The 26158-nt window shown below is 43.9% G+C and carries 24 protein-coding genes; 6 read left to right on the top strand and 18 right to left on the bottom strand.

Annotated elements, in window-relative coordinates:
* Positions 1 to 87 precede the first annotated feature (87 nt).
* Positions 88 to 2205 (bottom strand): elongation factor G, encoded by a 2118-nt coding sequence (locus tag J1N09_RS06095; RefSeq protein WP_265198952.1) that lies wholly within the window; start codon positions 2203 to 2205, stop codon positions 88 to 90.
* A gap of 169 nt (positions 2206 to 2374) precedes the next feature.
* Here J1N09_RS06095 and J1N09_RS06090 point away from each other — a divergent pair, with 169 nt between their 5' ends.
* The 5 genes from J1N09_RS06090 to J1N09_RS06070 all read left to right on the top strand — a co-directional run bounded on the left by J1N09_RS06090 (position 2375) and on the right by J1N09_RS06070 (position 8400).
* A complete protein-coding gene (locus J1N09_RS06090; RefSeq protein WP_265198950.1) occupies positions 2375 to 3562 on the top strand; it encodes a multidrug effflux MFS transporter in 1188 nt (395 codons plus the stop codon).
* Positions 3563 to 3635: 73 nt separating this feature from the next.
* Positions 3636 to 4148 carry a YceI family protein gene (locus J1N09_RS06085; RefSeq protein ID WP_265198949.1) on the top strand — a complete coding sequence of 171 codons (513 nt, stop codon included), beginning with the start codon at positions 3636 to 3638 and terminating at the stop codon, positions 4146 to 4148.
* A 60-nt stretch (positions 4149 to 4208) separates the two neighbouring features.
* Positions 4209 to 5192 (top strand): SMP-30/gluconolactonase/LRE family protein, encoded by a 984-nt coding sequence (locus J1N09_RS06080; RefSeq protein WP_265198946.1) that lies wholly within the window; start codon positions 4209 to 4211, stop codon positions 5190 to 5192.
* 6 nt (positions 5193 to 5198) lie between these two features.
* Positions 5199 to 7067 carry an NADP-dependent phosphogluconate dehydrogenase gene (gene gndA / locus J1N09_RS06075; protein ID WP_265198944.1) on the top strand — a complete coding sequence of 623 codons (1869 nt, stop codon included), beginning with the start codon at positions 5199 to 5201 and terminating at the stop codon, positions 7065 to 7067.
* Positions 7060 to 8400: a GntP family permease gene (locus J1N09_RS06070; RefSeq protein ID WP_265198942.1), complete on the top strand. Its 1341-nt coding sequence runs from the start codon at positions 7060 to 7062 to the stop codon at positions 8398 to 8400. Before gndA ends, J1N09_RS06070 begins: the two co-directional genes overlap by 8 nt.
* An 11-nt stretch (positions 8401 to 8411) precedes the next feature.
* Here J1N09_RS06070 and J1N09_RS06065 read toward each other — a convergent pair whose 3' ends face one another.
* From J1N09_RS06065 to J1N09_RS06045, 5 genes are read right to left on the bottom strand one after another with little or no spacing between them, the layout of a single operon-like run.
* The gene (locus J1N09_RS06065) at positions 8412 to 9425 is read right to left on the bottom strand and encodes a toll/interleukin-1 receptor domain-containing protein (RefSeq protein WP_265198940.1); all 1014 of its coding nucleotides are present in this window, start codon (positions 9423 to 9425) and stop codon (positions 8412 to 8414) included.
* Positions 9426 to 9445: 20 nt separating this feature from the next.
* Complete coding sequence (locus tag J1N09_RS06060; RefSeq protein ID WP_265198938.1) at positions 9446 to 9667, bottom strand: PGDYG domain-containing protein; 222 nt, start codon at positions 9665 to 9667, stop codon at positions 9446 to 9448.
* Positions 9668 to 9692: 25 nt separating this feature from the next.
* Positions 9693 to 11939 (bottom strand): caspase family protein, encoded by a 2247-nt coding sequence (locus J1N09_RS06055; protein ID WP_265198936.1) that lies wholly within the window; start codon positions 11937 to 11939, stop codon positions 9693 to 9695.
* Between the two features lie 3 nt (positions 11940 to 11942).
* A complete protein-coding gene (locus tag J1N09_RS06050; RefSeq protein ID WP_265198933.1) occupies positions 11943 to 12473 on the bottom strand; it encodes a hypothetical protein in 531 nt (176 codons plus the stop codon).
* A gap of 26 nt (positions 12474 to 12499) precedes the next feature.
* Positions 12500 to 14467 carry a tetratricopeptide repeat protein gene (locus J1N09_RS06045; RefSeq protein ID WP_265198931.1) on the bottom strand — a complete coding sequence of 656 codons (1968 nt, stop codon included), beginning with the start codon at positions 14465 to 14467 and terminating at the stop codon, positions 12500 to 12502.
* Positions 14468 to 14574: 107 nt separating this feature from the next.
* On the opposite strand from J1N09_RS06045, the gene J1N09_RS06040 reads away from it, so the two are divergent.
* Positions 14575 to 14709: a hypothetical protein gene (locus J1N09_RS06040; protein ID WP_265198930.1), complete on the top strand. Its 135-nt coding sequence runs from the start codon at positions 14575 to 14577 to the stop codon at positions 14707 to 14709.
* Positions 14710 to 14975: 266 nt separating this feature from the next.
* Here the strand turns inward: J1N09_RS06040 and J1N09_RS06035 are convergent, their stop codons facing one another.
* From J1N09_RS06035 to J1N09_RS05980, 12 genes are all read right to left on the bottom strand, one after another.
* Positions 14976 to 15677, bottom strand: coding sequence for a hypothetical protein (locus J1N09_RS06035; protein ID WP_265198929.1), 702 nt, complete (start codon positions 15675 to 15677; stop codon positions 14976 to 14978).
* Between the two features lie 90 nt (positions 15678 to 15767).
* Positions 15768 to 16985 carry a class I SAM-dependent rRNA methyltransferase gene (locus J1N09_RS06030; protein WP_265198927.1) on the bottom strand — a complete coding sequence of 406 codons (1218 nt, stop codon included), beginning with the start codon at positions 16983 to 16985 and terminating at the stop codon, positions 15768 to 15770.
* Between the two features lies 1 nt (position 16986).
* Positions 16987 to 17241: a phosphopantetheine-binding protein gene (locus tag J1N09_RS06025; protein WP_265198925.1), complete on the bottom strand. Its 255-nt coding sequence runs from the start codon at positions 17239 to 17241 to the stop codon at positions 16987 to 16989.
* On the bottom strand, positions 17238 to 18518 hold the full coding sequence (locus J1N09_RS06020) for a beta-ketoacyl-[acyl-carrier-protein] synthase family protein (RefSeq protein ID WP_265198923.1): 1281 nt from the start codon (positions 18516 to 18518) through the stop codon (positions 17238 to 17240). The genes J1N09_RS06025 and J1N09_RS06020 overlap by 4 nt, the downstream gene beginning before the upstream one ends.
* Positions 18515 to 18955, bottom strand: coding sequence for a 3-hydroxyacyl-ACP dehydratase FabZ family protein (locus J1N09_RS06015; RefSeq protein ID WP_265199182.1), 441 nt, complete (start codon positions 18953 to 18955; stop codon positions 18515 to 18517). Before J1N09_RS06015 ends, J1N09_RS06020 begins: the two co-directional genes overlap by 4 nt.
* Positions 18955 to 19719, bottom strand: coding sequence for an SDR family oxidoreductase (locus J1N09_RS06010; protein ID WP_265198922.1), 765 nt, complete (start codon positions 19717 to 19719; stop codon positions 18955 to 18957). Before J1N09_RS06010 ends, J1N09_RS06015 begins: the two co-directional genes overlap by 1 nt.
* Positions 19720 to 20772, bottom strand: a complete 1053-nt coding sequence (locus J1N09_RS06005) for a type III polyketide synthase (RefSeq protein ID WP_265198920.1) — start codon at positions 20770 to 20772, stop codon at positions 19720 to 19722.
* Positions 20769 to 21482, bottom strand: coding sequence for a methyltransferase domain-containing protein (locus J1N09_RS06000; protein ID WP_265198918.1), 714 nt, complete (start codon positions 21480 to 21482; stop codon positions 20769 to 20771). The genes J1N09_RS06005 and J1N09_RS06000 overlap by 4 nt, the downstream gene beginning before the upstream one ends.
* The gene (locus J1N09_RS05995; RefSeq protein WP_265198917.1) at positions 21479 to 22600 is read right to left on the bottom strand and encodes an NAD(P)/FAD-dependent oxidoreductase; all 1122 of its coding nucleotides are present in this window, start codon (positions 22598 to 22600) and stop codon (positions 21479 to 21481) included. The genes J1N09_RS06000 and J1N09_RS05995 overlap by 4 nt, the downstream gene beginning before the upstream one ends.
* A 172-nt stretch (positions 22601 to 22772) precedes the next feature.
* Positions 22773 to 23483: an OmpA family protein gene (locus J1N09_RS05990; RefSeq protein ID WP_265198914.1), complete on the bottom strand. Its 711-nt coding sequence runs from the start codon at positions 23481 to 23483 to the stop codon at positions 22773 to 22775.
* Complete coding sequence (locus J1N09_RS05985) at positions 23483 to 23962, bottom strand: lipocalin family protein (RefSeq protein ID WP_265198913.1); 480 nt, start codon at positions 23960 to 23962, stop codon at positions 23483 to 23485. Before J1N09_RS05985 ends, J1N09_RS05990 begins: the two co-directional genes overlap by 1 nt.
* Before the next feature lie 137 nt (positions 23963 to 24099).
* Positions 24100 to 26106, bottom strand: a complete 2007-nt coding sequence (locus J1N09_RS05980; protein WP_265198912.1) for a dehydrogenase E1 component subunit alpha/beta — start codon at positions 26104 to 26106, stop codon at positions 24100 to 24102.
* Between the last annotated feature and the right edge of the window lie 52 nt (positions 26107 to 26158).

Here is a 26158-nt window from a genome sequence, read left to right as displayed (position 1 = left end):
CGATGATTGAGTGATTCGTTGAAAACGAATTGTATCGAAATCCGGTGGATCACTCAGTGACCTTACATCCGACACAGGACATTCAATCTACTTATCCTCCTCCATCGACTCCTTGGTCAATTTCGCCTGGATGTTCGTTGGAACGGCCTGGTAACTGTGGAAGGTCGAGGTGAAATTCGCTCTTCCCTGTGTCAATGAACGCAACTGGGTTGAGAAATTACTCATCTCTCCCTTTGGGATCAGTGCCTTCAGTATCTGGTACCTGTCTTCGGAATCCACTCCCTGTATCATGGCACGACGAGATTGCAGGTCGGTCATTACATTACCTACCACACTCTCCGGCGCCTTGATGGTCACTTCATCAACGGGCTCCAGCAATTTCGGTTTCGCATTCACAAAGGCTTCCTTAAAGGCATGCGCCCCGGCGATCTTGAACGAAATATCGTTCGAATCCACCGCGTGCATCTTTCCGTCGTACACCATAACGCGAATGTCTCGGGCGTGCGACTTCGTAAGCGGACCACTTTCCATCACTTCCTGTATTCCTTTCATGATAGAAGGTAAATAGCGGGTATCGATCACACCCCCTACTATACAGTTATAGAAAACAAGTTTTCCACCCCATGGAAGGTCTATTTCTTCCTTTCCACGGATATTGAAACCTTCGGGTTCCGCCATTCCTTCGTAAAAAGGTTCAATTTTTAAATGTACCTCACCAAACTGTCCACTTCCCCCACTCTGCTTTTTATGGCGGTAGTTGGCGGTTGCGGAACGCTGTATGGTCTCCCGGTAGGATATCTTCGGAATTTCAAACTTCGGTTCTACTTCGTAAATGTTTTTCAACGCCCATGCGATGGTAGACAGGTGTAATTCTCCCTGGCAACCGATCACCGTCTGGTGGGTCTCATTATCGTAACGGATCTGAAGTGTTGGATCCTGCGAATGGATCTTCTTCAGAGCTTCGTTTAGTTTTTCATCTTCGGAATTGTTCACCGCCATGGCCGTTTTCTCAATACGGGATTGCGGGAATTTGATAGGCTTAATGGTTGGCCCGTCTTCCTTGGTATTCAGAGTATCGTTGGTTTCCGTGGTTTTCAACTTGGTGGTTGCCCCAATATCTCCCTGGGTTAGCTTTTCCACCGAATGCTTCACCTTACCATCCATTATGAATAGCTGGTTAAGTGTTTCCAGTTCCCCGGTTCGGTTGTTGTACAACTTGTCGTTCACTTTCACTTCCCCGGCTTTTACCTTGAAGAAGGTTACTTTTCCCAGGTTGGGCTGGAACATTGTTTTAAATACAAACAGTGTAGTATCTGCATCCGGGTTTCTGGCGATCTCATCACCTTCCACGCTTTGTTCGGGGCGCAGGTCCTGAGCCGATGGGGCTACGTTATCGATAAAGCCCATCAAACGGCCACTTCCCATGTCTTTCAGCGCAGAAACGCAGAATACCGGGAATAGGTCGTGGTTCAGCATCCCCAGCTTGATTCCCTTCAGAAGTTCATTCTCATTAAGGGTTCCTTTTTCGAAGTACATCTCCATCAACTCCTCGTCGTTCTCCGCTGCTTTCTCAACCAGGATATTGTGGAGTTCGTCTGCACGTTCTTTCTGGTCGTCGGGGATCTCGAGCTTTTCAGGCTTTCCTCCTTCGGGACCAAACTTATAACACTTCATTTTAAGTACATCGATGATGCACTGTGCTCCGTCAATTTTGATCGGATACTGTATAAGGGTTGCATTATTCCCAACAAGCCCCCTCAAGCTATTCACATTATCCTCGTAGTTGATATCGGCGTCAATTTTATTGATCACAAACAGTGTTGGTTTGTGATAGCGATCAATATAATTCCAGATGATCTCCGTTCCTATATCAACCCCTTGTTCACCATTTATCACCGTCACGATGGAATCGGCCACACGAATGGAAGAGATGATCTCACCAATGAAATCGTCCAGTCCCGGAGTGTCAATAATGTTGATCTTGTAGTTTCGCCACTCCGTATGCAAAGGGGTAGCAAAAACAGAAGCACCGCGTTGGTGCTCAATTTCATGGTAATCGGATACTGTGTTTTGTTGCTCTACGGTCCCTCTTCTATTTAAAAGACCAGCTTCGAAAAGCATGGTCTCAGACAAGGTTGTTTTGCCAGAACGGTGCGCTCCTACGAACACAACGTTCTTTATGTGCTTGTTGTCGAATACTTTCATACTAGTATTGTTGGTTATCGAATCGATTTACTTTTAAAACCTTAAAGCTAGGTTGCTCCAACATCATAAAATATGACGTTTGTTAGGTTTCTGAAAAAATGGGTCTATTCCTGAGTAGATTGAGCGCTATGACGTAATGAATATACTAATAATAAACTACTTTTGCCAAATGTCTAAGCCAAAATCTTCGCAGTTCGAATTCATCGCCCTGATGGCTGCGTTGATGTCGGTAGTTGCCCTCGCAATAGACGCCCTTTTACCGGCCCTCGATATCATTGGATTAGCCATTGGTACAAGCAGATTGATAGACAATCAATTACTCATTACCATGATCTTCCTGGGCCTTGGAATTGGACCGCTCATCTTCGGTCCAATGTCCGACAGCATAGGGCGAAAACCCGTAGTCTATTTCGGATTTATCATTTTTATAATATCCAGTTTTATATGTGTTTACGCCACTTCTCTTGAAGTGATGATCGCAGGTCGAATCTTACAGGGAATAGGACTCTCCTCGCCAAGGACTATCGCCATTGCTATCATTCGGGATAAGTATTCCGGTGATTATATGGCAAGGATCATGTCCTTCGTGACCGTGGTCTTCCTGTTGGTTCCCATCGTGGCACCGGCCATGGGGAAACTGGTACTGGAACTCCATAACTGGCAAGGCATTTTCTATGTTCAGATCGTCATCAGTTTACTGGTTGCCCTCTGGTTCTGGAAACGACAGGAAGAGACACTTTCAGAAGAAAACAAGATCCGCTTTTCCGTTTCGCTTATTACAAACGGCTTTAAGGAAGTGCTACGACAAAAGGTTTCCATGGGATATACCTTTATTTCGGGGCTTGTAGTAGGTTCTTTCCTGGTGTATCTCAGTAGTTCGCAACAGATCTTCCAGGAGCAGTACGGACTCAAAGAGGAGTTTCCCTACATTTTTGCCGGACTAGCTATCGCTATCGGTACCGCTATTTTCCTCAATGGTAGTTTTGTACTTAAATACGGTATGAAGAGACTGGTATCACTATCATTGGTTGGCTATTTCGCCACATCCCTGCTGTATATAGTGTTGTTCTTCGGAAGTGAGAACCCCAGTATCTATGTGCTGCTTACCTTCTTCGGATTACAATTCTTCTGTGTGGGTTTTCTCTTCGGAAATCTTCGCGCCCTCGCTATGGAACCCCTTGGACACATCGCGGGGATAGGTTCTGCGGTCACGGGTTTTATAGCTACCATGATGGCGGTGCCCATCAGTACTTGGATAGGGAGATTCGTGGGCGAGACATCCCTACCCCTCTTCATCGGATTTGCCATTTGTTCCTCTATCGCGGTTTTGATCCTTTTATATCTTCGGAAAAAATAAAGGAGAGGAAAATCCTTCTGTTTCGGAACGATATTTGTTATTTTCCGAAGGAAATTCCGACACACAACTTAGTATGAAAAATCTATTCATCTTACTGCTAGTTCCACTCTCCCTGCTGAATGCGCAGCAAATAGCCATAAACGAGGAGGAGGCCACAGTGAAGTTTGTTTTCACCGATGAAGAGCTGGAGGGAACAATTTCCGACTTCCAATTCACGGGTTCCGTTGACTTAAGCGATATGGAAGATTCTGAAATCTCAGGCTCAGTGCTTATGGAAACACTGGATACCGATAACTGGTTCAGGGATCGGCATCTTAGGTCGAAGAAATACTTTCATAAAAAAGAATATCCCAGGCTGTACTTCAAGAGCAATTCGATTCGCGGACAGCAGAATGAATTCGTTGTTAAAGGAGACCTTACTATTAAAGGTGTAAGCAAGCCTGTTACCTTCACTTTCACTAAAGCGCCCGGAAGGCTTATAGGCTCCGCAATTATCAATACCATGGATTTCAACATAACCATCTATGATGGCCGGGAGCGCAATGTTGTAAATATCTACATCAACTTAGCTTTTAGCGAGGAATAAGTCTTCTGTATTTTCCGATTAATATGTAACTTCACGGGCAATTGAATAAATCAATTCTCCATGAAATACTTCAGCTTATTTTTTGTAGCCATATTGTTATTTTCCTGCGCCGATTCATCAAAGAAGGGAGAAAGCGAAATTGCTTCCGAAGATAAAACCGAACGCAGCGAAGTAGTGCTCGAACGCAAATTCAGGGCGCTGCTGGGCGAAGGTGCTATATGGAACCACGAAAAACAGGAATTGTACTGGGTCGACATCCTGGGGAAGTCAGTAAACATCTACAACCCTTCAAATAAATCGAATCGAGAGTTCCCCCTACCCTTTCGCGTAGGAACGGTAGTTCCTCAAACCGACTCTACCGCCGTAGTTGCGCTGGATAACGGTATATATATCCTGAATACTTTAAATCGGCTTCTCACTCCTTTATCAGACGTGGAAGCAGATGTTCCGACCAATCGGTTTAACGATGGAAAGTGTGATCCGAACGGAAACCTGTGGATAGGTTCCATGCACCTGGAGCAGACGGAACCGGCCGCCAACTTATATAAAGTGGCACCCGATGGTACAACTACCAAGATGCTGGATAATATTACCATCTCAAATGGGATAGTATGGAGCAAGGATGGCAAGACGATGTATTATATAGACTCTCCTACTTCGGAAATCAGGGCATACGATTTCGACCTTGAAACCTCCACAATCAGCAACGAACGAGTGGTAGTTGAAGTAGATGAGGAAGACGGTACACTAGACGGAATGGCCATCGATGAGGAAGATAAACTATGGGTAGGCCTATGGAATGGCAATGCGGTGGCACGCTTCAACCCTGAGAATGGAAAATTGATGGAGAAGATCGAAGTTCCTGCCCATAACGTCACAGCATGTGCTTTCGGTGGAGAAAACCTGGATATACTTTATATCACAACCGCTCGCATCGACATGACCGAAGAGGAATTGGAGAAGTACCCGCTCGCGGGCTCTATTTTTAGCGTAAAACCCGGAGTGAAAGGCGTTAAGAGCGCATTTTTTGGTACTCCTGAATAGAATTATATGAAACCGGTATTTATCATAATGGGAGTAAGTGGCAGCGGAAAAACTGCCGTAGGTAAGCTTTTGGCCGAAGAGCTCTCCATACCCTTCTATGATGCCGATGAGTTTCATTCTGATACCAACATCCGAAAAATGGCAACGGGCATTCCTCTTGAAGATGAAGATCGTTATCCCTGGCTGGGAACACTTGCCGAAGAGATCGACGGCTGGTCCGAAACCGGTGCGGTCCTCGCCTGTTCTGCCTTAAAGGAAGAATACCGAAAAATATTACAGCAGAATTCAGCGGTTCAGTGGGTGGTGCTGAACGGCTCCTTCGAACTTATTGAAACGAGATTGAAAGAACGGAGCGGTCACTACATGGGGTTCGAAATGCTGCGGTCGCAATTCAAAGATCTGGAACTACCCGAATATGGAATTCACCTGGATATTACTCCCGGTCCGAAAGACCTTGTTGGAGAGATCCTCAAGCATACGGTTGGCCCTAAACACTCCGAGTTTGGTATTGTTGGCCTAGGAGTGATGGGAAGAAACCTGGCGAAGAATATTCTCAACAAGGGAATTTCACTCTCTGTCTATAATCGAGCGGATGGCGATGAGTTAAGTGTGGTTTCGGATTTTATTTCTGAAGTTGACACGCCCCTTGTTCAGGGATTTACAGAATACCGTGCCTTTGTAAAGTCACTTCAAACACCGCGAAAGATCTTACTGATGATCCCTGCCGGGCCCTTGGTGGACTCGGTTATGTACAAACTACAGCCCAACCTAAAAAATCACGATATCATCATCGATGGTGGGAATTCCCACTTTAAGCATAGTAACCGCCGTTTCGAATATTGCAAGCAGCTTGGTGTTGATTTCATCGGACTAGGGATCTCAGGTGGCGCAGAAGGAGCCCTGAATGGACCCTCCCTGATGGCAGGCGGTTCTGTGGATGCCTACAACAAAGTACAACCGATCCTGTCAGCTATCGCAGCAAAGGATGACAATGATAAAGCTTGCCTGTCCTTAGTTGGTCCAAGAGGAGCGGGACATTTTGTGAAAATGGTACACAACGGTATTGAATATGCGGAAATGCAGCTGCTCACCGAAGTCTATGCACTTCTAAAGGACGATTACAAGAGTGAGCAGATCGCCGACATCCTATCTCATTGGAACCAAACTGAACTATCAGGTTACCTGCTTGGTATCACCACCGAGATACTGAAAGTAAAGGATGGTGATGATTACCTGCTGGATAAGATACTGGACAAAGCCTCGAATAAAGGAACCGGTGGTTGGAGTAGTAAAGCGGCAATAGACCTGGGATCACCCGCTAACCTGATGTCGAATGCCTTGTTTGCTCGCTACTTGTCCAATATGAAACACACGCGGAAAGAACTTGATTTTGATCGATTGAAGTCGTCCGCAATTATCGAACTGAAAGCATTACAGGATGCCTATCAATTTGCCCGACTCATCAATCATTACCAGGGCTTCCAACTCATGCGCAGCGCCTCGGAAGCCTACGACTGGCATCTCGACCTGGCTGAGATCGCCAGGACCTGGACGGAAGGTTGTATTATAAAGTCGGAGCTAATGAAAATGCTGAGTAAGCGATTTTCGGAAGATCCTTTTATATGGACACAACCCGAATTAATCAGTGAATTGCACAAAAAGGAAGCCGCGATGAAGTCGGTGGTGGTAGCGGCCACCGAAAAAAGTATAGCCCTCCCTTGCATGAATGCGGCCTTGCAATTTTGGTTCGGTTTGACCACGGGTGATTCGGCGGCCAACCTGATTCAGGCGCAGCGGGATTATTTTGGCGGACACACCTACAGGCGGATCGATTCCGAAGATAACCACACCACCAACTGGAAAAATAATGGATAGCACCCTGCTCATTGCTATTTTCTCGGGAATAGCAGTTCTTCTCATCCTAATTCTGAAATTCAGGATTCAGGCCTTTATCGCATTGCTTATCTCTAGTATAGTGGTTGGGATCATTGCCGGGCTGGATCCACTTACCATTGTAAAGACCATCCAAACCGGAATGGGCAACACCCTTGGCTTTGTGGCCGTAGTTGTTGGATTAGGCGCCATGTTCGGTGCCATCCTGGAACATTCGGGTGGTGCCGAGGCCATTGCATCCTTTATGCTGAAAGTAGCTGGTGAAAAAGGTGCTTCCTGGGCGTTGATGGCGACGGGTTTTGTAATTGCGATCCCGGTGTTTTTCGATGTTGCTTTCATCATACTGGTTCCTCTAATCTATTCACTTCAACGGAAATCAGGCAAGTCCTTACTCATGTACGGTATTCCTCTGCTAGCGGGACTTGCGATAACTCATGCCTTCATCCCTCCTACTCCCGGACCGGTAGCAGTGGCGGATATCCTTAACGCCGATCTCGGTTGGGTGATCGTCTTCGGGGCCATTGTGGGTATTCCAACGGCTATAGCATCAGGACCTTTATTCGCTCGATATATTTCAAAAAAGATACAGGTGGCCGCCCCTGAATTGATTGCTGAAACAAGTGATTCCGAATCGAGACCTTCGGTAGGAATGATATCGGCTATCATTGGCTTACCCATACTTCTCATCGTCTGTAACACCGTCTTGAACAGCCCTATTGCTGAAGATGTAGTTTCAGAAAAAATAAAAGACTGGATGTCGATGATAGGGCATCCCTTTACCGCATTGATCCTCGCCAACCTAATCGCCTGGTACTTACTCGGAATTCGCAGGAATACTTCAAAAGAAAAATTACTGAAGATCACCACTAGATCCATGGGTCCTGCCGGCATAATTATACTGCTCACAGGTGCCGGAGGTGTTTTTAAAGAAATGCTTATCGCCACAGGAACCGGAGATATGATGGCGGAGTACTTTTCAGAACTGGGACTAAGCACCCTGTTCTTTGCGTTTGTGGTTGCGGCTTTGGTTCGTATCCTCCAGGGATCGGCCACGGTAGCCATGATTACGGCTGCAGGGGTCACAGCCCCCTTGCTAACTGGAAGTACCGGGGAAATTGAAAAAGCACTGCTGGTGATCGCTATCGCTTCTGGCGCGTCTATCATGTCACATGTGAACGACAGCGGATTCTGGCTGGTAAGTAAGTATTTAGGACTAACGGAAAAACAGACCTTCAGAAGCTGGACCGTTATGACCACGATCCTCGCGTTAGTGGGGATAACGACCGTAAGCCTGCTTTCCCTCGTATTTGTTTAGGTGCAATTTCATTACTCCTGATGATAATTGATCGTGCAGTATACCTTATCTTCTACCAGGTGGATCTGGACAACAGTGGCTATTTGATTCTTTCTAATATTGCCGGTAGCTCCGGAATTTGTCCCTAACAGATCCAAATTTACTGGCCAGTCGTCCAGTGCTATAATATAGCCTCCTTTCTCAGGAGCGTCACTCTCATCATCTAGACCTCCTTTATATCTATAGAAGAAATTCTCCTTCTCGCTTCCTGAACCTTCAGAATACTCAACAATTCCTTTAGAATTGTACAAACCATCTATAGCTTCGTACGCTTCCTGTACATATTTACCATCTTCATTATACTTTGCGGCATAATCGAGATAGGCCTTAGCTGTATTGATGGATTGTGCGTTCTGCCATGCCTCTTCATCGTTCGCCGCCGTCTCAACGCCATTTAACTTCAGTTCGTCACTGGAGTCTTCAAGATTGATCACACCTGTGGAAAATACAATTACGATAACTGCAAGAATTCCCCCGATTACATAAAGTAGCGTTTTACTATTCTTCTTTTTCGAAGATGACGACTCCTTACTGACAGGAGCAGCTGGTTTTTCTGGAGGACTCGACTTAACCGTATCGGATGCAGGTGTACTCGTACTATCCTCACCAATATGTAATGCCCTGACAAGTGTTTGCATGCCGGATTCATGTGATTGGGTGAAATCTGCAAACTGAAGTCGTCGTAGTCTGAATGGAACATCACATTCTTCCAGTAAGATGGGGACCACAGTTTTACCTTCCTCCAATGCATAGGATACCTCATCCATTACATTGTGAGAGGCCACGGAAGATTTAGAAAGTACCACTAACAAGGTTCCGGAATCCTCAAGTGCGGTTTCAATCGACTTGTCCCAGCGGGTTCCGGGTTTAATATCCAACTGATCGAGCCATACATTGGCTCCCGTATCCCTTAGGTCTTTGGCAAGGCCGAGAACAAAATCGGAGTTATCCCTTGAATAGCTGAAGAAAATCTTGTTATCTGACATATATTTTTTAGTTAGTTTAATTATTGTAGATCATAAGTCTTTTCAAAGATCTCCCGATCGCAGGGGTATAATTCTCCATTTACTCCTTTCATCAACCAATCCCCTTTTTTGCCTCTTAATGTTCCTTCCATAGTTTCCACTTCGAAAGGTTCATCGATTTGTACACATTCAACAGGTATAGGTTTCTTGACTGCTTTTCTGAAATTCATTTGGGGCAGGTTATCAGAATTGAATTTCAACATGTCAGGTGTTTATTTCAAAAAAAAGTTACGACAAAAAATTCATCTTTAAGAATTTTATAAATGCGTCGTCTTCATTTTCAGTATTCATCAAGGTTGTATAAGCTCCATAAGCATTGGTGTGGATGGATATTTTTTCACGTATCCCCGCCATTTTGGCTGCTGAACCATACAACTCTTTTGCTTCTTCGAATTTACCCAGATACAAATTCGCCTCCGCCAATGTGGCTTGTTTCCATAGGCTATCAAAGGGATCGGCTTTTGCAGCTTCTAATGCCTGCATGGCGTAATCGCGCATTTCCTGTTTGTCCTCTTCGGCAACAAGGTGTAGGAAGGCAAGATTGATAGCGAGATAATATATCTGTTCGTGATCTCCCTTTTCTTCTGCTATTTCTAATCCTTTGCTATAGTAATCAATCGCCCTGGAACCGTCTTCATGAGACAGGCTATTTAAGAACATACGTTTGTACCTACCTCCCATTATTCCCAGCAGATCCGAATTATCGTTCGCCAGTGGGTGATTTTGCAACAGGTCAATGACCTCTTCTCTTCTATCCAGGCCTTCCAAAGCAAAAATTAGATTTCGAAGTCCTTTGATCTTTAAGCTTTCCTTCTGGGGAAGTAATTTCTGAACCACTGCCTCGTATTCGCCCAGTGCGTTATTGATATTTTCCTGGTTGGTATATATCAGGTGGAATTCGGAATTTGACAACGTCTTAACGATAAGGTTAAAACTGTCACTCTTCTCACTCTTTGGTTGCACTAGTGAAAAATGATTACCATCAATGGTCACTCTTGTTTCCTCAGGAAAATTATCGAATACACTGTTTATCTGTACAAACTCATCATCCGTAGCGGATACCACCTTAAGTTTGAATGGTATATTTTCAGCAAATTGTGAATCCCAGTTTTTGCGTAGCGATTGAATAAAACTACCCTTTTCGTTCAGCTCAGAAATGTTGCAATTACAGAGGCCTTGTAGCGCTTTTTCAGTTATTCCGTTACTTGGTGTCGCAAACAAAATTACATGGCTAACCCTGTTCCTGTTGGCTTCGTTCAATTGCAATATGGCTTGCTGAACAGCTAAACCACCTAAACTATGGCCAATGATAGCAATTCGATGGTATTGTGTAAAACGGTGTGCGATCGCCGATTGCAAATAGTCTGATATTCTGCTGATATCTTCCACCGAAGCCCAGACATTTTTCCCTTTCTCCGGCTGGACATTTTGTGAATAACCTAAGGGAAGGAGATCCCAGCCGTCCATAGAGGGATCGTTTATCAAATATTCCGGGATATTACCAAATGTGTCAGAGGCTTCTCCCGAAAACCCATGAACAAATAATACGAGGTTCTTTGCAGTATCACTCTCTCTAAAGGTGGTGACGACTTCACTAATAGTACTTTTATCCGTGCCTCCTTCAACTATTTCCGATTGAGCAATACGTTCACCTAAATGCTCGGGAACACAACTCAATATAAAGTCGTCGTACAACTGCAGGTTGACAAAGGGCCTTTGAATTGGCTTTTTTTCAGGAACACGCTTCATAACATGCTGAACCACTTCAGTCATGCGAATATAAGGTTCAGTATAGACCGATTTATGCTCCCCTCGAAGCACTTCAAGTAAACAAGAAGTGAACAGGCTATTTGGTTCTTCACCAAGTATCCATGAAAGCTCGTCCGATCTGCATGAAGAGACGATCGATATCCCCTGGCCGTCATCAATGCGGTGCACCATGCCCTCCGGATTCTTCAATCGTTGTTTAAGATCTTTAACATTGATAGCGTTACCAGCCTTTGTCATGCCTTCCGCATGACAACAGTCCAGGAACAAAATGAGTCGCCGACTTTTCATTTCCCGGAGCGATTGTTTCAATTCGGATGCATGAACCCATGTGTCCCGGTAATTTTTCGGATCAAAATTATTCGGAACCAGGTAATAATGTGACTGATTTTCATCATCGGGCTTCATTCCTTCACCGCCCTGTTCCAATTCGATGATATCATTGTCGGTATAAGTACCTCCATGTCCGGAATAAAAAATAAATACTGAAGAATCTTCATTCGTTTTTTTTACAAGTTCCTGAAGGGCGTTTTTTATCTTAATATCAGTGGCGTCCTCTTCGACCAATAGTGTTAGATTTTCTTCCAGATATCCAGCTAAATCCTTGTTAGATAGTATGTTGTATATAGCCTGGGCGTCTCGGACACTAGCCGGAAGGTCATTGCCCACACCAATAATCAGGCCATATGCGTTGTTTAGTTTGCTCATATTTTAAATGGCCTTGTACATCGTATTTATTTCATCAACCTGGGCTTGCGTTATACCCGCATTTGCAGCATCGATCACAGTTAGCAACGACCGCATCAGCTGACCGTTTTCGTGGTTTATCACGCCGCTTTTTTCAAGTTCAGCACATAATTGCAGACTGCTTTTGCCGGTAATTGAAATACTGGCCTCCTGTGCTAATTCTGTTAATGATTGTTCAAGTTCGAATTTAATCTGTAACAATTGTTCGTAAGGAGTGCCTGATGGTCTTTCGGAAGACTCGAGGGTAGTTACGCTTTTGGAAACACTATCGGGTCGCAGTTGTTTAAACATCTTTTTTGCAGCATCAAGCTGGGGTGCAAAGGTCATTTCAACACCGGAACTACTCGCTTTAAATGAGCCCACTCTATGGATGACCCCTTTGATCTTACTCCTGAAGAGTAAAACAATAATGAGTACGGTTACTGGCCAAATCAATATTTCTATTAATCGAACGAGCATTTCAAAATTGGAGGGGTTATGTGTATCGTGAACCATATTCTGTTTTTTACTTAATGATTAGTTCAATGCCAAAATGTCAAAATATTTTCGAAAGCAGGAGTACCAAGATACTCCTTAAAATGCGGATCGTTTTGGAAAGTTCCTGTGGTAAAAGTATTGCCTTCGGCCACAGACTGGAAAAGATGCTCGTAGGATCTTTCCTCTTCACCCGTAGCTGCATAGTACTGGGATAGCGCATAATCAATACTTCCAAACTGATAATCGCCACGTAGACTTTCTAATCTTTCCAGCAATTTTTTAGCTTCGGAATTTTTACCGTTTTTAGAATACGATATAGCAAGCAAGGTTAATAGGTTCGTATCATCGGGGGCATTCTTTATTTTTTGCTTTAAGAAGTTTTCAGCTTTCTCAAATTCTCCCTTGTAGTAATATGCAAAGGCGGTATAATCTTTATCATTTGCTACCTCCTCCAATGAAATGATATTGTTAAGATATTCATCGGCCCGGCCCTCATGACCAAAGAGAATGCTTTCTTTACCGGCGAATAAATAGGCACTTTTGAGCTCATCTTCTGAATTGCTGAGCTTTAACTTAGTGAATACCTTATCCAGACCTTTGAAATCCCCGGAACGTATATGAGCGGACATAAGCGGTCTTTTTAAATATAGATCGTCTATAATATCAGTTATAGGAGTGAGTGTTTTAATTGCCTTGTCGTATTCCTTAAGCTGCACTTCAGCCAAACCCTCCACATAATAGCGATACTGACACTGGGTGCAGTTTTCTATGTCCATACCCGTCATCGGTACAGCTTTGAAGATCGAATCAATAATTTCTGGTTTATTTACATATTGAAGACCAACTACCATGGCACTTGCATTGGTAGTAATATCAAAAGGGGCGATTTGATATTCTTTCATGGTATGGTTATATATCTTTTTATTATTCCCATCCAGTAGTGCATCATATAACCCCAATAAATTGATCTGCCTGGTACTGCTCATGGAATTAGGGACTATTGATTTTCTCAAGGAATCGGCCGTTTTATATTCTCCAATATTATAGTAATACGCCACACGCATTACCTTAGGTTCAAAGTAATTACTATCTGCTTCTATGGCCTTGTTGAGTAATGCTAAATAATCCGGTTCGTTCGAATAGATAGCAGTTGCATCGATAAAATGCTGATAGGCCTCATATTTAGGGGGTGTTTCCTGCAAATTCAATTCAGGGGTGACCTCAGTGATCAAAAACCCTAACACTATTTGTTTGAGTGTCTCAATGCACTCCAGAGGACTTTCTTTATCGCAACTTATGGGTTCAAAAGAAATAAAGGTTTCGCTATAGTCTCCATTGGTTATAGAACATTGAAACAATAATTTATCCCCATCGAGATAATAATTTCCTGTAATTACTTTCGCTGGTTTAAAATAGGTATTCAAAACACTCTTATCGTCCGTATCACCTTCAGGAGTTTGAAGAAACCCCACATACTCTGTCACAACTTCCGGGGATACTACCTGGCCCAATTGATGTTGGGTGATCCCGTGACTGATCCAATCTGAGGCCATCTTACTCACAATATCATTTCTCGGATCTCCGGTATTGTTTCCAAATTCCAAGATTGCAATCTTATCGGTTGCTATTTGTGTAGGAAGTTTCACACTTTTAAAGAAGTTATTCTGAATGATGAGAACAACAGCCATCAACGATAAAATGGATATGATTCCCAGACTTGAAAAATACAACTTCTGAAATCCGCTTTTTTTCGGGACACCCTTTTTGCTAATGCGAACCTTTTTTAATTTTTCCAGTGGTTGCAAATGATACTTCCATATATAGAATATATAAATGGGAAGTCCTACAAGTAGGGCAATTATTAGAAAAGTAACCGATTTTTTAGGAATTCCTATAGGTTCCCAGGTAACTGCAAGGACCTGAATAAGCACCCAGGAGGATACAATGTATATGGAGAGCCTTTTAAAGACATCTTTCTCGTTACATTCTTTTAAAAACGATTTTAATGTCATTTTACTGGGAAGTCAGATTGCTTAATGAACTGTAAATCACCATTATTACTTGCAGGGGATGGTTATTTTTACTAATATAGTAATAATTAAATGATAAAAATAACCTCATGGCTAAGCAAGACAAATCAAAACCGGGTGTAGGAATTAACCCGAAAAAATCGGATACTCCCAAACCTGGAGTCGGAATTAATCCTAAGAAAAGTGATACTGCCAAACCTGGCGTAGGAATCAATCCGAAGTAATTAAACTGCCGCAATCATATGATCACAATTTTCGGTGATCGCAGTACTACCTTCATCAAGCACTCTATTTCTAAGAATTAGAGCAATTTTTTAGTATACCTTTTCAAGCGAAGGAAATCCTTTAAACACCAAGAGGACGTCAATCTAGATTGTCGGACTAACAGAAAAGCAGACTTTCAGAAGCTGGACCGTTAACCACGATCCTCGCGTTAGTGGGGATAACGACCGTAAGCCTGCTTTCCCTTTTTGTTTAGTCCTTCACCATATTACAATTGGTAATTGATACCAATAAGTAGGCGTGGCATAATATCTGGCTGTTTTATTGCATCATCTGCGTCACTATAAGTGAATTCCACATCATTGTTTTGGTTGTCGTTTCTCGGGTTCACATTATCATCATCGGGGCTATAGGATGTGTCGTGGCCTTTTAAGGTGTTATCGAAAAAATAATCCACACCTGCAATGACCACAAGGTTGAGTTTGTTGCTCATTCTAAAATGACTTTCCGCACCCAGGCCTGCGCCAACCTGCCTGCTGGTTACATCAAAGTCCTCATTCCCTCCTATATATTTAAAGTTGGCTCTAAAACTAGAATATCTGGGCCCGAAGTGCACAAATGAAGTTTCGAGACCGAGGAGCGATACGGGCACCATGATATCCAGTCGATAGTCGAATGCTCTAGCCGATTCTTCAGGAACTCCATTGGTGGCGTTGTTGATAAAGATCCGTCGTGCATCGGCAGAACTTCCGGGATCCAGGAAAGTGTAGCCAACTCCTATCCTGAGATCCACGGGAAGGCTTTCTATTAGATTTGAAGCTGTTAAGGTACCCTGAAAACCCAGTCCGCGGTTGTACCCTGCATTAAGTCCGATGTAAAAATTTGATTGTTGGTCGGTTTGGCAATAGCCAAAGTAATTGACAGACATAACCATACAGGCTATGACCATCCCTTTGATGGTAGTTTTCATAAGTAGATAAATAGGTTTGTTATTAAAACAACGGCTGTAAGATCACCCTAGTACAACTTTTAACTTTGCAGAATGTTAATTAACATTTTGCTAGAAACGGTAGTAGCCTGTTTTGAGATAGGCACCTTCCGGGAAACCGATAGGATGGTCAATATCATGGAAGGTTGTATCCTCCAAATGATATGCTCGTCCGCAATTACTGAACACTTTTTCATTGATCTCGAAAAAGTCCTCTGCTATTACTCGTGATGAACAGGACGCAAGAACGAGAATTCCTCCTTTAGCCACCAGGGAAGACCCCAGTTGCGCCAATTCAGCGTATCGCTTTTTGGCCGATGCAACTTCTTTGGCCCTCTTCGCAAAACTGGGCGGATCGATAACCACGATGTCAAATGTTTTTCCTTCGGAAATCAATTGCTCGAGTATTTCGAAAGCATCGCCTGCAATAGTTCTGTGCGTACCTCCGAATGAATTCAAACCTGAATTGTACTTTGCTACTTCCAGGGCTTGTTTACTGATGTCCACACTTGTCACTTCCGAAGCGCCTCCAACAAGAGCATGCACCGAAAATCCCCCGGCATAACTGAAGACATCCAGCATGGTTTTTCCTTCGGAAAGCTCCCCTACTCGTTTGCGGTTATGACGGTGATCCAGGAAGTAACCCGTTTTATGTCCATGGATCACGTTGGCCGAGAAATTTACGTCGTGCTCAACGAAATGGACATTCTCATCCTCTAGTTCACCATATAGTACAGTTCCTTCTTCCAGGCCGAAAGTATCCGCTTTTGAGAGCTTTCTGTTGAGTCGGAGGACCACAGTGGAAACACCACTCAGTTCTATGAGTTTGGGAATGATCATACCTAGGTAAGGAAACCACATCCCGGAATATAGTTTTACGACCAGTACATGGGCATAGACATCAGCGATAAATCCGGGTAAACCATCATTTTCACCAAACAGCATTCGATAACTGTTTGTATTGGTTAGTAACAAAGGAGCTCGCTTTTGGTAGGCGGCTTCTATTTTTTTCTGAAAGAATTCTGAATCGATGGTTGCCGGTCCGCCGGTATGCAGCATTTTAATCCTAATGGGTGAATCCGGATCGTAGAGCCCTACTCCTATCACATCATTCGATCTGCTTCCGAAGATGATCGAAAGGTCGCCCGATTTTCCATCCTTTTTGACCTTTATAATACTATCTGAAAATATCCAGGGATGGCCGGATCGAACACTTCTTTCGCCAACTTTGCTCAATTTAATGGCGAGTCTGCCAGGCTGAAGGTCCGGGAATTCTACATTGAAGTTCATGCTAGGATTTGTCCAGCTTATCCGAAATAATGGATATCGCATCATTTACCGTGCGAAGTGACTCCAGGTCGTTATTGCTCAATTCAATATCGAAAACGTCCTCAACATCCAGTACCACATCCACCAGGTGAGCTGAATTGATATTAAGTTCCTGGGTGAGGTCGGCGTCTTTGTTGATGTTCTCGGCCGACACGTCCTCGGGTAAATAAGTAGCGATGATGGGCTGAAGCTTTTCGTAGATCTCTTCTGAAGTCATTGATCGGAAATTTTTCTAAAGATAACACAGGCATTGACATCTCCAAAACCAAAACTGGCTTTCGCAATGGTATTGAGCTCTGCCTTTATCATTTCAGTAGGAATTCTCTCCCTATCAACTACTTCGGCAATCTCCGGATGAAGGTCCTCACAATTCAGGTTGGGGGCAACAAATCCGTGATGTAGTTGTAATAGCGCGGCCACAATCTCCATACTACCACTGGCTGCCAGACCATGTCCTATCATGCTTTTCAGGGAATTTACATATGGAAAAGACGTTCCCTTTGTTCCGAGGGCCTGGCTCCAGTTCCTGATCTCCGTGGGATCCTTAATTGTTGCGGTGAGATGGCCGTTGATATAATCGATATCGGAACCTTTTATTTCCGAAGCTTCGAGAGCCTTCACTATGCAGCGCCGCACAGCTGTGCTATTCGGAGCTGTCATACTTCCTCCAAGTCGCTGACCTCCATTGTTCACGTGTCCGCCTAGTACTTCAGCGTAAATGGTTGCTCCTCGTTCTCGAGCACTTATAAGGGATTCCAATACTATTGCCCCTGCCCCACTTCCGGGAACAAAGCCTGAAGCGGTTGAACTCAAAGGCCTGGAGCCGGATTCGGGAGTTTCGTTGTGTTTCCAGGTGAGTACCTTCATAGCATCGAAACCACCCCATACCACCGGGCCGTGATCGGAACAACTTCCGCAGAGCATCTGCTCCGCTTTCCCTGAAGCAATGGCCTCAAATCCCATGATCACCGCTTCGGTGCCTGTAGCACAAGCCGAAGAATTTGTAGTGACCTGGTTTCCGGCTCCGGTCATTCCTCCCAGGTAGGCACTAATCCCACTCGACATGGTTTGAACTACGGTGGTACTTCCTAATCGTTTCACTTTTCCTGCGTCCAGCAAATAGACGGACTCCCTGAATTTATCAACTCCACTGGTCCCGGTACCGAAGATGATACCCAGGTCCCAAAGTGGCTCACTTTCTTTCTCAGCGACCGGAATACCGGCATTTTCCAGTGCTTCCATTCCGGCCATTACCCCGTAAAGAATACCGCTGCTATTGAAGTTTCGTAGTTGTAGTTCTGTAAAATACTTTCTTTTTTGTTCTTCGGAAACGGTGGGTTGGCCGGCAATCTGACAAGAGAACTTGAGTTCTTCAAGTTCGGGGAAATGACGGATGCCACTCTTTCCTTCGCGAATAGCATGGAGGAATTCTGTCACCCCTATTCCGTTGGGGGAAACAACTCCCATTCCCGTTACCACCACTCTTCTTTTCATGATCTCTTTGGAATTAACATACCACTAATAGTTCCATTGCATACCGTTTCAGTTTCGGCATTTATCATTTTTACCTTGCACTTCAGTTTATTGAATCGGAAATAGATCTTTTCCGAATGTACGGTGACCAATTCACCGGGATAAACCGGTTTCAGAAAATCAATTTCAATACTACTCAAGGCAACCCGCACATCTTGATCAATTTCACCGGATAACAGATAAATTCCGAAGGATACCAGACCTATCTGTGCCATACATTCAGTAAGTATAACCCCAGGCGTGACCGGATGTCCCTTAAAATGACCCTGGTAAAAATATTCGTCTGTTTTGAAGGTGTATTGACCAATTATGTGTTCCGTATCTACCTCTGTAATATCATCTACAAATAGAAAGGGATCCGAATACGGTAGTTTCGATATGATGGTTTTACTATCCATCATCTCAGGCTTTCCCCTCCATCGGCTTTGATTACCGAACCATTGATCCACTGAGCTTCATCCCTGCTTAACAAGTAAACCACATTGGCTACGTCCTCAGGAGTTGTGAGTCGTTTAAACGGATTGCGTTTGCGAGCCGTTTCAGCAAGTAACTCACTCCCCGGAATCATTTTAAAAGAAGCTGTTTCCGTTGCCCCGGCCTGTATGCAGTTGGTTGTCATTCCCAGGGATGCATATTCCACCGCCATACTGCGCATTAAAGCTTCAAGAGTTGCTTTTGCTGCAGAAACGGCAGCATAACCCGGCCATACCTTAGCATTGCCTTCACTGGTAAAAGCAAGATTTCGGGCATTTTCGGAAAACTTATTGGCCTTAAACAAGGCTTGCGTCCATTCAAGCCAGCTATGACCCATGGCGTGAAGAGTGATTTCCAGGTCCTGTTTATTGAGACTGTTATCACCATGAAGAGGTTTTAAACTTCCCTTCGCGATACTGTGAAGTAATACTTTTATGCTGTGATCAGCTAACGATCCAACAACTCCGTCAATGGTTTCTTTTTTCAGTGCATCCTTATTGAATTCAGCAACTGAAACTCCATGTGATCGCATCTCGGCGATAGCCTCATTAAGTTTTTCAACATCAGTTTTCCGTGTACGATGCACAATGCAAATATTCATACCTTCACTTGCCAGTTTCATCGCGGAAGCGAGTCCCAGGCCACTGCTACCTCCTAGTATAAGGGCTGTATGTTGTTGTTTGCTCATTTAGAATTGTAATAGAATCCGTTGTGCTGAAAACCCGGGTCCAAAACTCAACATGAGCCCCAGTTCTCCTTCAGGAATATCTTTGTCTAGAAAACGTTCCAGTACGTAAAGCACCGTGGCACTGCTCATATTTCCATACAATTTAAGAACTTCCCGTGTATCGTCGATATTTTTCCCGAGGCTCCCGAACAGGTCCTCTACTGTCTGAACGATCTTTTTTCCTCCCGGATGGAAGATCAGGTGGTCTACATCTTCTATGCTATAGCCATTGCGCTCCAGGAAGGGATGAATGATGCCAGGGAAATGTTCAGAAATCTGTTCAGGGACAGTTACATCCAGTATCATTTGTAGTCCGGTATTCACCAGTTTGAAGCCCATCATGTGAGTAGCATCATAAAAGTGGTACATGGCTTCATCCAGGATTTTTGGTCCCTTGTCCTCTTCGGAAGAAGATAGCAGCACACAGGCTGCACCATCGCCAAATATCGCAGAACTCACAATGTTCACCATTGAGAAATCGTTTTGCTGAAATGTAGCCATGGGCGATTCCAGTGCTATCACAGCTGCTCGCTTGCCCGGATTTGCCTTAAGGAAATTGTGGGCGTAGATCATTCCCGAGATTCCAGCAGCGCAACCCATTTCTGTTACAGGAAGTCTTAGGATGTCCTGTCGCATCTTCAGTTCGTTGATGAGATAAGCATCCACAGACGGGATCATGATACCAGTGCAGCTAACCGTGATTATATAATCCACATCGGTGGGTTTCCAATTGGCTTTGTCGAGGGCTTTCTTAAGGCATTGACTCCCCAGTATCTTCATCTCCCGACAATAAATGTCGTTGCGTTCTTCGAAAGTAGTATTCAGAAAAATATCTTCGGCATCCATGATAGAATACCTTCTATCCACACCGGCACCTTCAAAGATCTTGATCACTTTGCGCTTGAAGCGTTCCTCCTGCCCCTCCAGCCAGGCTTCCACATACGGAATGATCTCATCAATATCGCGCGTATATTGAGGCAGTTGTTTAGCTACCGAAGTAATCCGTACACTCATATTTTTTGTATGATCCACTGGTATCGAAATGCCCACCACCAGCGTATGCTGTGATTTGCTTTGATTTCTTGTGAGATTGCTATCAATTCTTTTTTTCTGAACCCTCGTGCAATAGATATCAAACCATCAATTTTTGCTGTTCGGGTTCGTACAAACAAGGTACTCACAATTTTGAAAAGCTCAAAGGCAATCCGACTTCGTTCTAAGTCGTTGATTACTAACCCTACTTTCGCCTTTTGACTAACATTTTTCAGCAATTCTGAAATCTGCCCGTCTTTCAAATGGTGTAAAAACAAGCTAAACAACGCGATATCGTACTCGAGTTCGTCCATTTCAGAAGAAAACACATCCATTGTCCGGAATTCAATATTGGGGTAATTCTCACTTCGCTTTTCGGCCTCTTCAATGATGTGCGGATTCCCATCGACACCAATAAAAGTGAATCTTGCTTCCTTTCTATTCAATACGTCCGAGCACACCCTTAGCATTTCTCCGTCTCCGCAACCCAGGTCGATAATTTTTATCTCTTTTTTTGTTTCTGAAGATTTCACTAGTTTTTTTATACCCGCAATGGCTCCGCTATTTCCTCCCAGCCATTTGTTCACACGTCTCAGGTCATCCAGTAGCTTGGGCATTTCCTCACCACCGAAATCCATGTCATCCATAATCTCTTCCTGGTCGGAACGATATTTCGAGCTAAATCGGATCATGCAACGAGTTCGCCGTGGGTTTTACGAATGATCCTGGGAATTATGCTGGGAAACCGATTGATTATCCTGTAGGCGTAGTCTGATGCAGTGTTATTCAGTAAGACTCGCTGTAGCATCGAACCTGTGCGCATACGCTCGGCAAAGGCTTTTTTCCAAGCCTTTTGATAGGCTTTTTCAAGAACTGCTCTCTCACTTTCTTCATCAATTATAATTTTTTTGAACAATTCAGAAAAGAGTTTGGCTGAATGTATCGCCATCGCCATCCCATTGCCACAAAGCGGGTGAATTAGTCCGGCACTGTCGCCCAGCATGATTACATGGTTCTCGACTGCGGTTTTCTTTGAAAAGGAAATCTGACTGATACTTAAAGGTTTGTCGAAAAGCATCTCGGCTTCAGAAAAGAATTCCTTCAATATTGGGTTCCTGCTCATCACGTTTTTCTGAAAATCAGAGATCCCTCCACTTTTTTGAAACGATTGTAAAGTGGCGAGATAGCAGGCATTTACCGAACCACTTTCTGTCTTTGATAGTCCGCAATAGCCTCCTTCAAAGTTGTGTAAGGCAACCTTATTCGCGGGGAAATCATAGTTGTAATGGGCTTTCACAGCCATCCAGTGAGTTCGTTCTGAAATGAATTTCCGATTCATCTGCTTGTCGATAAGCGATCGTTTTCCAAAGGCTCCCACCACAAACCTGGATTTAAATTTTTCATTGCGTTGGGTAGTGACGGTGAATATTTCGTTTTTTAAGGAAATTGATGTAGCACTATCTATTATCACTTCGGAATTCTTAATTACTTCATCATACATCATTTTGTCAAGTGCATAGCGTGAAATACCGAAACCTCCTAGTGGAAGTGAACTTTTTATCAGCTCCCCGGTTTTAGTACTCATCTCAAATTGATCGATGGCTACGGCACCTTCGGCCATGGGATCGATGTTCAGAAAATTAAGATAAGGCAGTATTTCGTTGGAGACATATTCCCCACAGACCTTGTGCTTAGGGTAGGCCTGCTTTTCGATCACAAGAACGTCCACACCCAGTTTCTGCAGGTGTAAAGCGGCGGAAAGACCTGCCAATCCTCCACCGATTATGATGATGTCGTATTTTTTATTCATCCTGTATGAATATCGTAAAAAAGAAACTGTCTAAAAAGTATTATTTCTGTCAAACCGAACTCGATTCGGTTTCTACATGATGATCATCATCACGTTTATGAGATTCTGAATTCAATTCAGAATGACAGATTGTTTACATTTTTAGACAGTCTCTAATCCTGTTTTGGAGCAATTAATTACCCCCGGCTTCTTTTTGAGCCTCTTTTTTCATTTTTTCATTCGGTACGATCACAACATTTACGCGGCGGTTCTGCGCTCTACCTTCAACCGTATTGTTATCGGCTATTGGTGCGGTTTCACCATACCAGTTGGTTGTAAATCGAGCAGGGTTCAGGCCTTTATTGGCAGTAAAATAATTAGTTACCGCATACGCCCGATTCTTCGAAAGTGTCATATTGTATTCGTCGGATCCGGTACTATCAGTATGTCCCACCACAAGTACATTGGTATCCGGATATTCAACCAGAACGCCGGATAATTTTTCTAATGTAGCCTTAGACTCAGGCGTGATGTCGTATTTATTGGTTTCAAAATTAACACCACTGTTCTCATCAAAAGTCACAACGATACCATCGTCAACGCGTTCTACAACAGCTCCCGGGATCTCTTCTTCGATCTTCTGGGCCTGTTTATCCATGCGGTCACCGATAATAACCCCGGCTGCGCCACCAACTACACCACCAATAACAGCTCCTGCTTCACCGTTCCCGCCTTTTCCAGCGTTATTCCCGATAACAGCTCCGAGGATAGCTCCACCGGCGGCACCTATGACGGCGCCTTTCTGTTTATTGTTCATGTTTTGGGTGGCTTCACAGCTTCCTAGACTAGCTACAAATGCCACTATAAAGCTCAGTATTGCAAAATTTTTAAGGTATGTTTTCATTATTCAGCCAATTTTGAAAAGTTCATATAAATTGTAAAAGGTTGCCCTTCCAGGCTTACCGTTTGCTCCCATTGCATGGAATTATTGTTTAGTTTAGCCAATCGCAGCCTGAAACCTTTGCCGTCTGCAGACTTTTTCTTCTCGTCGGTTGGTTTCAGAAGGAAATCGTAAAGTCCGGTAGTTGGATCCATCTCCTGTATATCGAAGATGAAGTACCTTGTGCCCGTTGGGCAATTACCATTAGTTATTTCATAAGTACCCGTATTGTTATTAGGGATAAAACGCCAATTACTGTTTTCAAAACACTCCTTTGAAGTGTCGCTTAACAGCTGGATATTAAATGTTCCCGATTCACTGTAAGTAATTTCATCCAGGCTCCAATAACCCTTGATGACTTTTCTGGATTCTTGAACTGTCTTTGGTGTTCCGCAAGAGAAAATCAGGGCGGCCAGGACAGCTAACATGATGGTTTTTTTCATTTTATCGGTTTTAAGTTGTTGTAAGGTTAATCGCTTTATTGGAAAAACTACATTCCTATAAAGTTAGCAAATATTAGCGTTATAAAGGGGCTAATTTATCTATTATTTGTAAGTACGCTACTTAGCATAATCATCGCTTAGTAGGACATTAATTCGGATAGAACCTCCTTGAACCGACTTTTGGCGAGATACTGATTTTCAAGGTTCGCTGCAAAAGGTATAGGTGTCTGGAGGCTTGAGACACGCTTAATAGGTGCATCGAGATATTCGAAACAATTCTCCGCTATCATTGCTGAAATGTCTGAAGCGATCCCTCCGAACTGAGAATCTTCCTGAAGTATGATCACCTTCCCTGTTTTGCGCACCGATTCATAGATGGCTTCGGTGTCGAGAGGTGCCAAAGTTCGAAGATCCAGCAGATCTGCCGAAAGGTCTTCCATGCCGTCAAGGGTGTTCATTGCCCAGTGAACGCCTGCACCGTAGGTTATAATACTAACGTCCTCACCTTCCTGAAGCAGCGCTGCTTTACCAAATGGAAGCGTGTAATAGTCCGTGGGAACTTCCTGCCGAACACTTCTGTATAATGCCTTGTGTTCGAAGAATAGAACTGGGTTCGGGTCTTCAATAGCTGTTGCCAGTAAACCCTTGGCATCGTATGGGAAGGCAGGGTAAACCACTTTTAAACCTGGTGTATGGGTAAACCATGCTTCGTTCGTCTGGCTATGGAACGGTCCGGCGCCAACACCTGCTCCGCAGGGCATTCGCACAACTACATCGGCATTCTGATTCCAGCGATACTGTGTCTTTGCGAGATAGTTTACGATGGGGTTAAAGCCCGAAGTAACAAAATCGGCAAATTGCATTTCCATCACCGACTTATAACCGGTTATAGACAGTCCCATGCATGCCGAGACTATGGCCGATTCGCAGATGGGGGTATTTCTAACTCGTTCTTTTCCAAATTGATCCACAAAGCCTTCGGTGATCTTGAATACACCACCGTACTCTGCTATATCCTGTCCAAGAATGACTAGGTTGTCGTGACGTTCCATGGATTGTCGTAATCCTTCCGAAATAGCGTCAACCAGTCGGACTTCTTCAGTATTTCTTGAAGACGTAACTTCTTGATATGTAAATTCTTTAAATACATCACTTAATTCTTCACTTTCAGAAGAGATCATCGGTGACTCGGCAAAAGCAATGTCCAGATTTTCGTTGATCTCCTGGACAATTTCTTCCTTGATCGCCACTTCCTGTTCTTCAGTAAGAATACCCCTGTTCCGCAGAAATTCCGCATAATTTGTAATCGGGTCCCGGGCATCCCAGTAATCCATCAACTCCTGGGGAACATATTTGGTACCACTGGCTTCTTCATGTCCGCGTACCCTAAACGTTTTGAATTCAATCATAACGGGGCGCGGATTCTCACGCATGCTTTCGATAATGGACTTCAGTTTGGTGTAGACCTCGATGATATTGTTACCGTCGATTATATGACTCTCCATACCGTAGCCCACTGCCCTGTCGGCCAGGTTCTCACATTTGTATTGTTCGGAAGTTGGTGTAGAAAGTCCGTAGCCATTGTTCTCTATACAGAAAAGCACCGGAAGACTCCAAACAGAGGCCACATTCAGGGATTCGTGGATATCACCCTCGCTCGTACCTCCGTCACCGGTAAACACAGCACAGATCTTATTGTTTTCTTTTAGAAGGTTCCCCAGGGCAATTCCGTCGGCAACGCCAAATTGAGGTCCCAAATGCGAGATCATACCAACGATATGGAATTCCTGGGTTCCGAAGTGAAAACTGCGATCTCTTCCCTTAGTAAATCCACTGGCTTTACCCTGCCATTGAGCAAACAGCCTGTGCAGCGGGATATCTCGACCCGTGAAAACACCCAGGTTGCGGTGCATAGGAAGAATGTATTCGTCTTTATCCATTACGGCGGTAAGTCCCACGGAAATGGCTTCCTGTCCGATCCCCGCGAACCATTTGGAGATCTTTCCCTGGCGAAGGAGAATTAGCATTTTCTCTTCGATAAGCCGGGGCTTCATCATTTTCTTATATAATGAAAGTAATACCGAATTGTCCAGATCACCGGGATCGTAATCGAAGGAAACAGAAGAAACAGTAGTATGCGACATTTACTATTAAATGAACTTCAAAAGTAGGAAAAAACTATATCTGAAGTGCCAA

It is taken from the genome of Aureitalea sp. L0-47, assembly GCF_026126405.1.
GTDB lineage: Bacteria > Bacteroidota > Bacteroidia > Flavobacteriales > Flavobacteriaceae > Pukyongia.
The sequence above is the reverse complement of the archived record's forward strand: the minus strand, read 5'-3'. Positions and strand labels throughout refer to the sequence as shown.

What these genes read in the sequence shown, in the direction of transcription:
- J1N09_RS06095 (WP_265198952.1), bottom strand. Translation starts at nt 2,205, where the DNA reads ATGAAAGTATTCGACAACAAGCACATAAAGAACGTTGTGTTCGTAGGA.
- J1N09_RS06090 (WP_265198950.1), top strand. Translation starts at nt 2,375, where the DNA reads ATGTCTAAGCCAAAATCTTCGCAGTTCGAATTCATCGCCCTGATGGCT.
- J1N09_RS06085 (WP_265198949.1), top strand. Translation starts at nt 3,636, where the DNA reads ATGAAAAATCTATTCATCTTACTGCTAGTTCCACTCTCCCTGCTGAAT.
- J1N09_RS06080 (WP_265198946.1), top strand. Translation starts at nt 4,209, where the DNA reads ATGAAATACTTCAGCTTATTTTTTGTAGCCATATTGTTATTTTCCTGC.
- gndA (WP_265198944.1), top strand. Translation starts at nt 5,199, where the DNA reads ATGAAACCGGTATTTATCATAATGGGAGTAAGTGGCAGCGGAAAAACT.
- J1N09_RS06070 (WP_265198942.1), top strand. Translation starts at nt 7,060, where the DNA reads ATGGATAGCACCCTGCTCATTGCTATTTTCTCGGGAATAGCAGTTCTT.
- J1N09_RS06065 (WP_265198940.1), bottom strand. Translation starts at nt 9,425, where the DNA reads ATGTCAGATAACAAGATTTTCTTCAGCTATTCAAGGGATAACTCCGAT.
- J1N09_RS06060 (WP_265198938.1), bottom strand. Translation starts at nt 9,667, where the DNA reads ATGTTGAAATTCAATTCTGATAACCTGCCCCAAATGAATTTCAGAAAA.
- J1N09_RS06055 (WP_265198936.1), bottom strand. Translation starts at nt 11,939, where the DNA reads ATGAGCAAACTAAACAACGCATATGGCCTGATTATTGGTGTGGGCAAT.
- J1N09_RS06050 (WP_265198933.1), bottom strand. Translation starts at nt 12,473, where the DNA reads ATGGTTCACGATACACATAACCCCTCCAATTTTGAAATGCTCGTTCGA.
- J1N09_RS06045 (WP_265198931.1), bottom strand. Translation starts at nt 14,467, where the DNA reads ATGACATTAAAATCGTTTTTAAAAGAATGTAACGAGAAAGATGTCTTT.
- J1N09_RS06040 (WP_265198930.1), top strand. Translation starts at nt 14,575, where the DNA reads ATGGCTAAGCAAGACAAATCAAAACCGGGTGTAGGAATTAACCCGAAA.
- J1N09_RS06035 (WP_265198929.1), bottom strand. Translation starts at nt 15,677, where the DNA reads ATGAAAACTACCATCAAAGGGATGGTCATAGCCTGTATGGTTATGTCT.
- J1N09_RS06030 (WP_265198927.1), bottom strand. Translation starts at nt 16,985, where the DNA reads ATGAACTTCAATGTAGAATTCCCGGACCTTCAGCCTGGCAGACTCGCC.
- J1N09_RS06025 (WP_265198925.1), bottom strand. Translation starts at nt 17,241, where the DNA reads ATGACTTCAGAAGAGATCTACGAAAAGCTTCAGCCCATCATCGCTACT.
- J1N09_RS06020 (WP_265198923.1), bottom strand. Translation starts at nt 18,518, where the DNA reads ATGAAAAGAAGAGTGGTGGTAACGGGAATGGGAGTTGTTTCCCCCAAC.
- J1N09_RS06015 (WP_265199182.1), bottom strand. Translation starts at nt 18,955, where the DNA reads ATGGATAGTAAAACCATCATATCGAAACTACCGTATTCGGATCCCTTT.
- J1N09_RS06010 (WP_265198922.1), bottom strand. Translation starts at nt 19,719, where the DNA reads ATGAGCAAACAACAACATACAGCCCTTATACTAGGAGGTAGCAGTGGC.
- J1N09_RS06005 (WP_265198920.1), bottom strand. Translation starts at nt 20,772, where the DNA reads ATGAGTGTACGGATTACTTCGGTAGCTAAACAACTGCCTCAATATACG.
- J1N09_RS06000 (WP_265198918.1), bottom strand. Translation starts at nt 21,482, where the DNA reads ATGATCCGATTTAGCTCGAAATATCGTTCCGACCAGGAAGAGATTATG.
- J1N09_RS05995 (WP_265198917.1), bottom strand. Translation starts at nt 22,600, where the DNA reads ATGAATAAAAAATACGACATCATCATAATCGGTGGAGGATTGGCAGGT.
- J1N09_RS05990 (WP_265198914.1), bottom strand. Translation starts at nt 23,483, where the DNA reads ATGAAAACATACCTTAAAAATTTTGCAATACTGAGCTTTATAGTGGCA.
- J1N09_RS05985 (WP_265198913.1), bottom strand. Translation starts at nt 23,962, where the DNA reads ATGAAAAAAACCATCATGTTAGCTGTCCTGGCCGCCCTGATTTTCTCT.
- J1N09_RS05980 (WP_265198912.1), bottom strand. Translation starts at nt 26,106, where the DNA reads ATGTCGCATACTACTGTTTCTTCTGTTTCCTTCGATTACGATCCCGGT.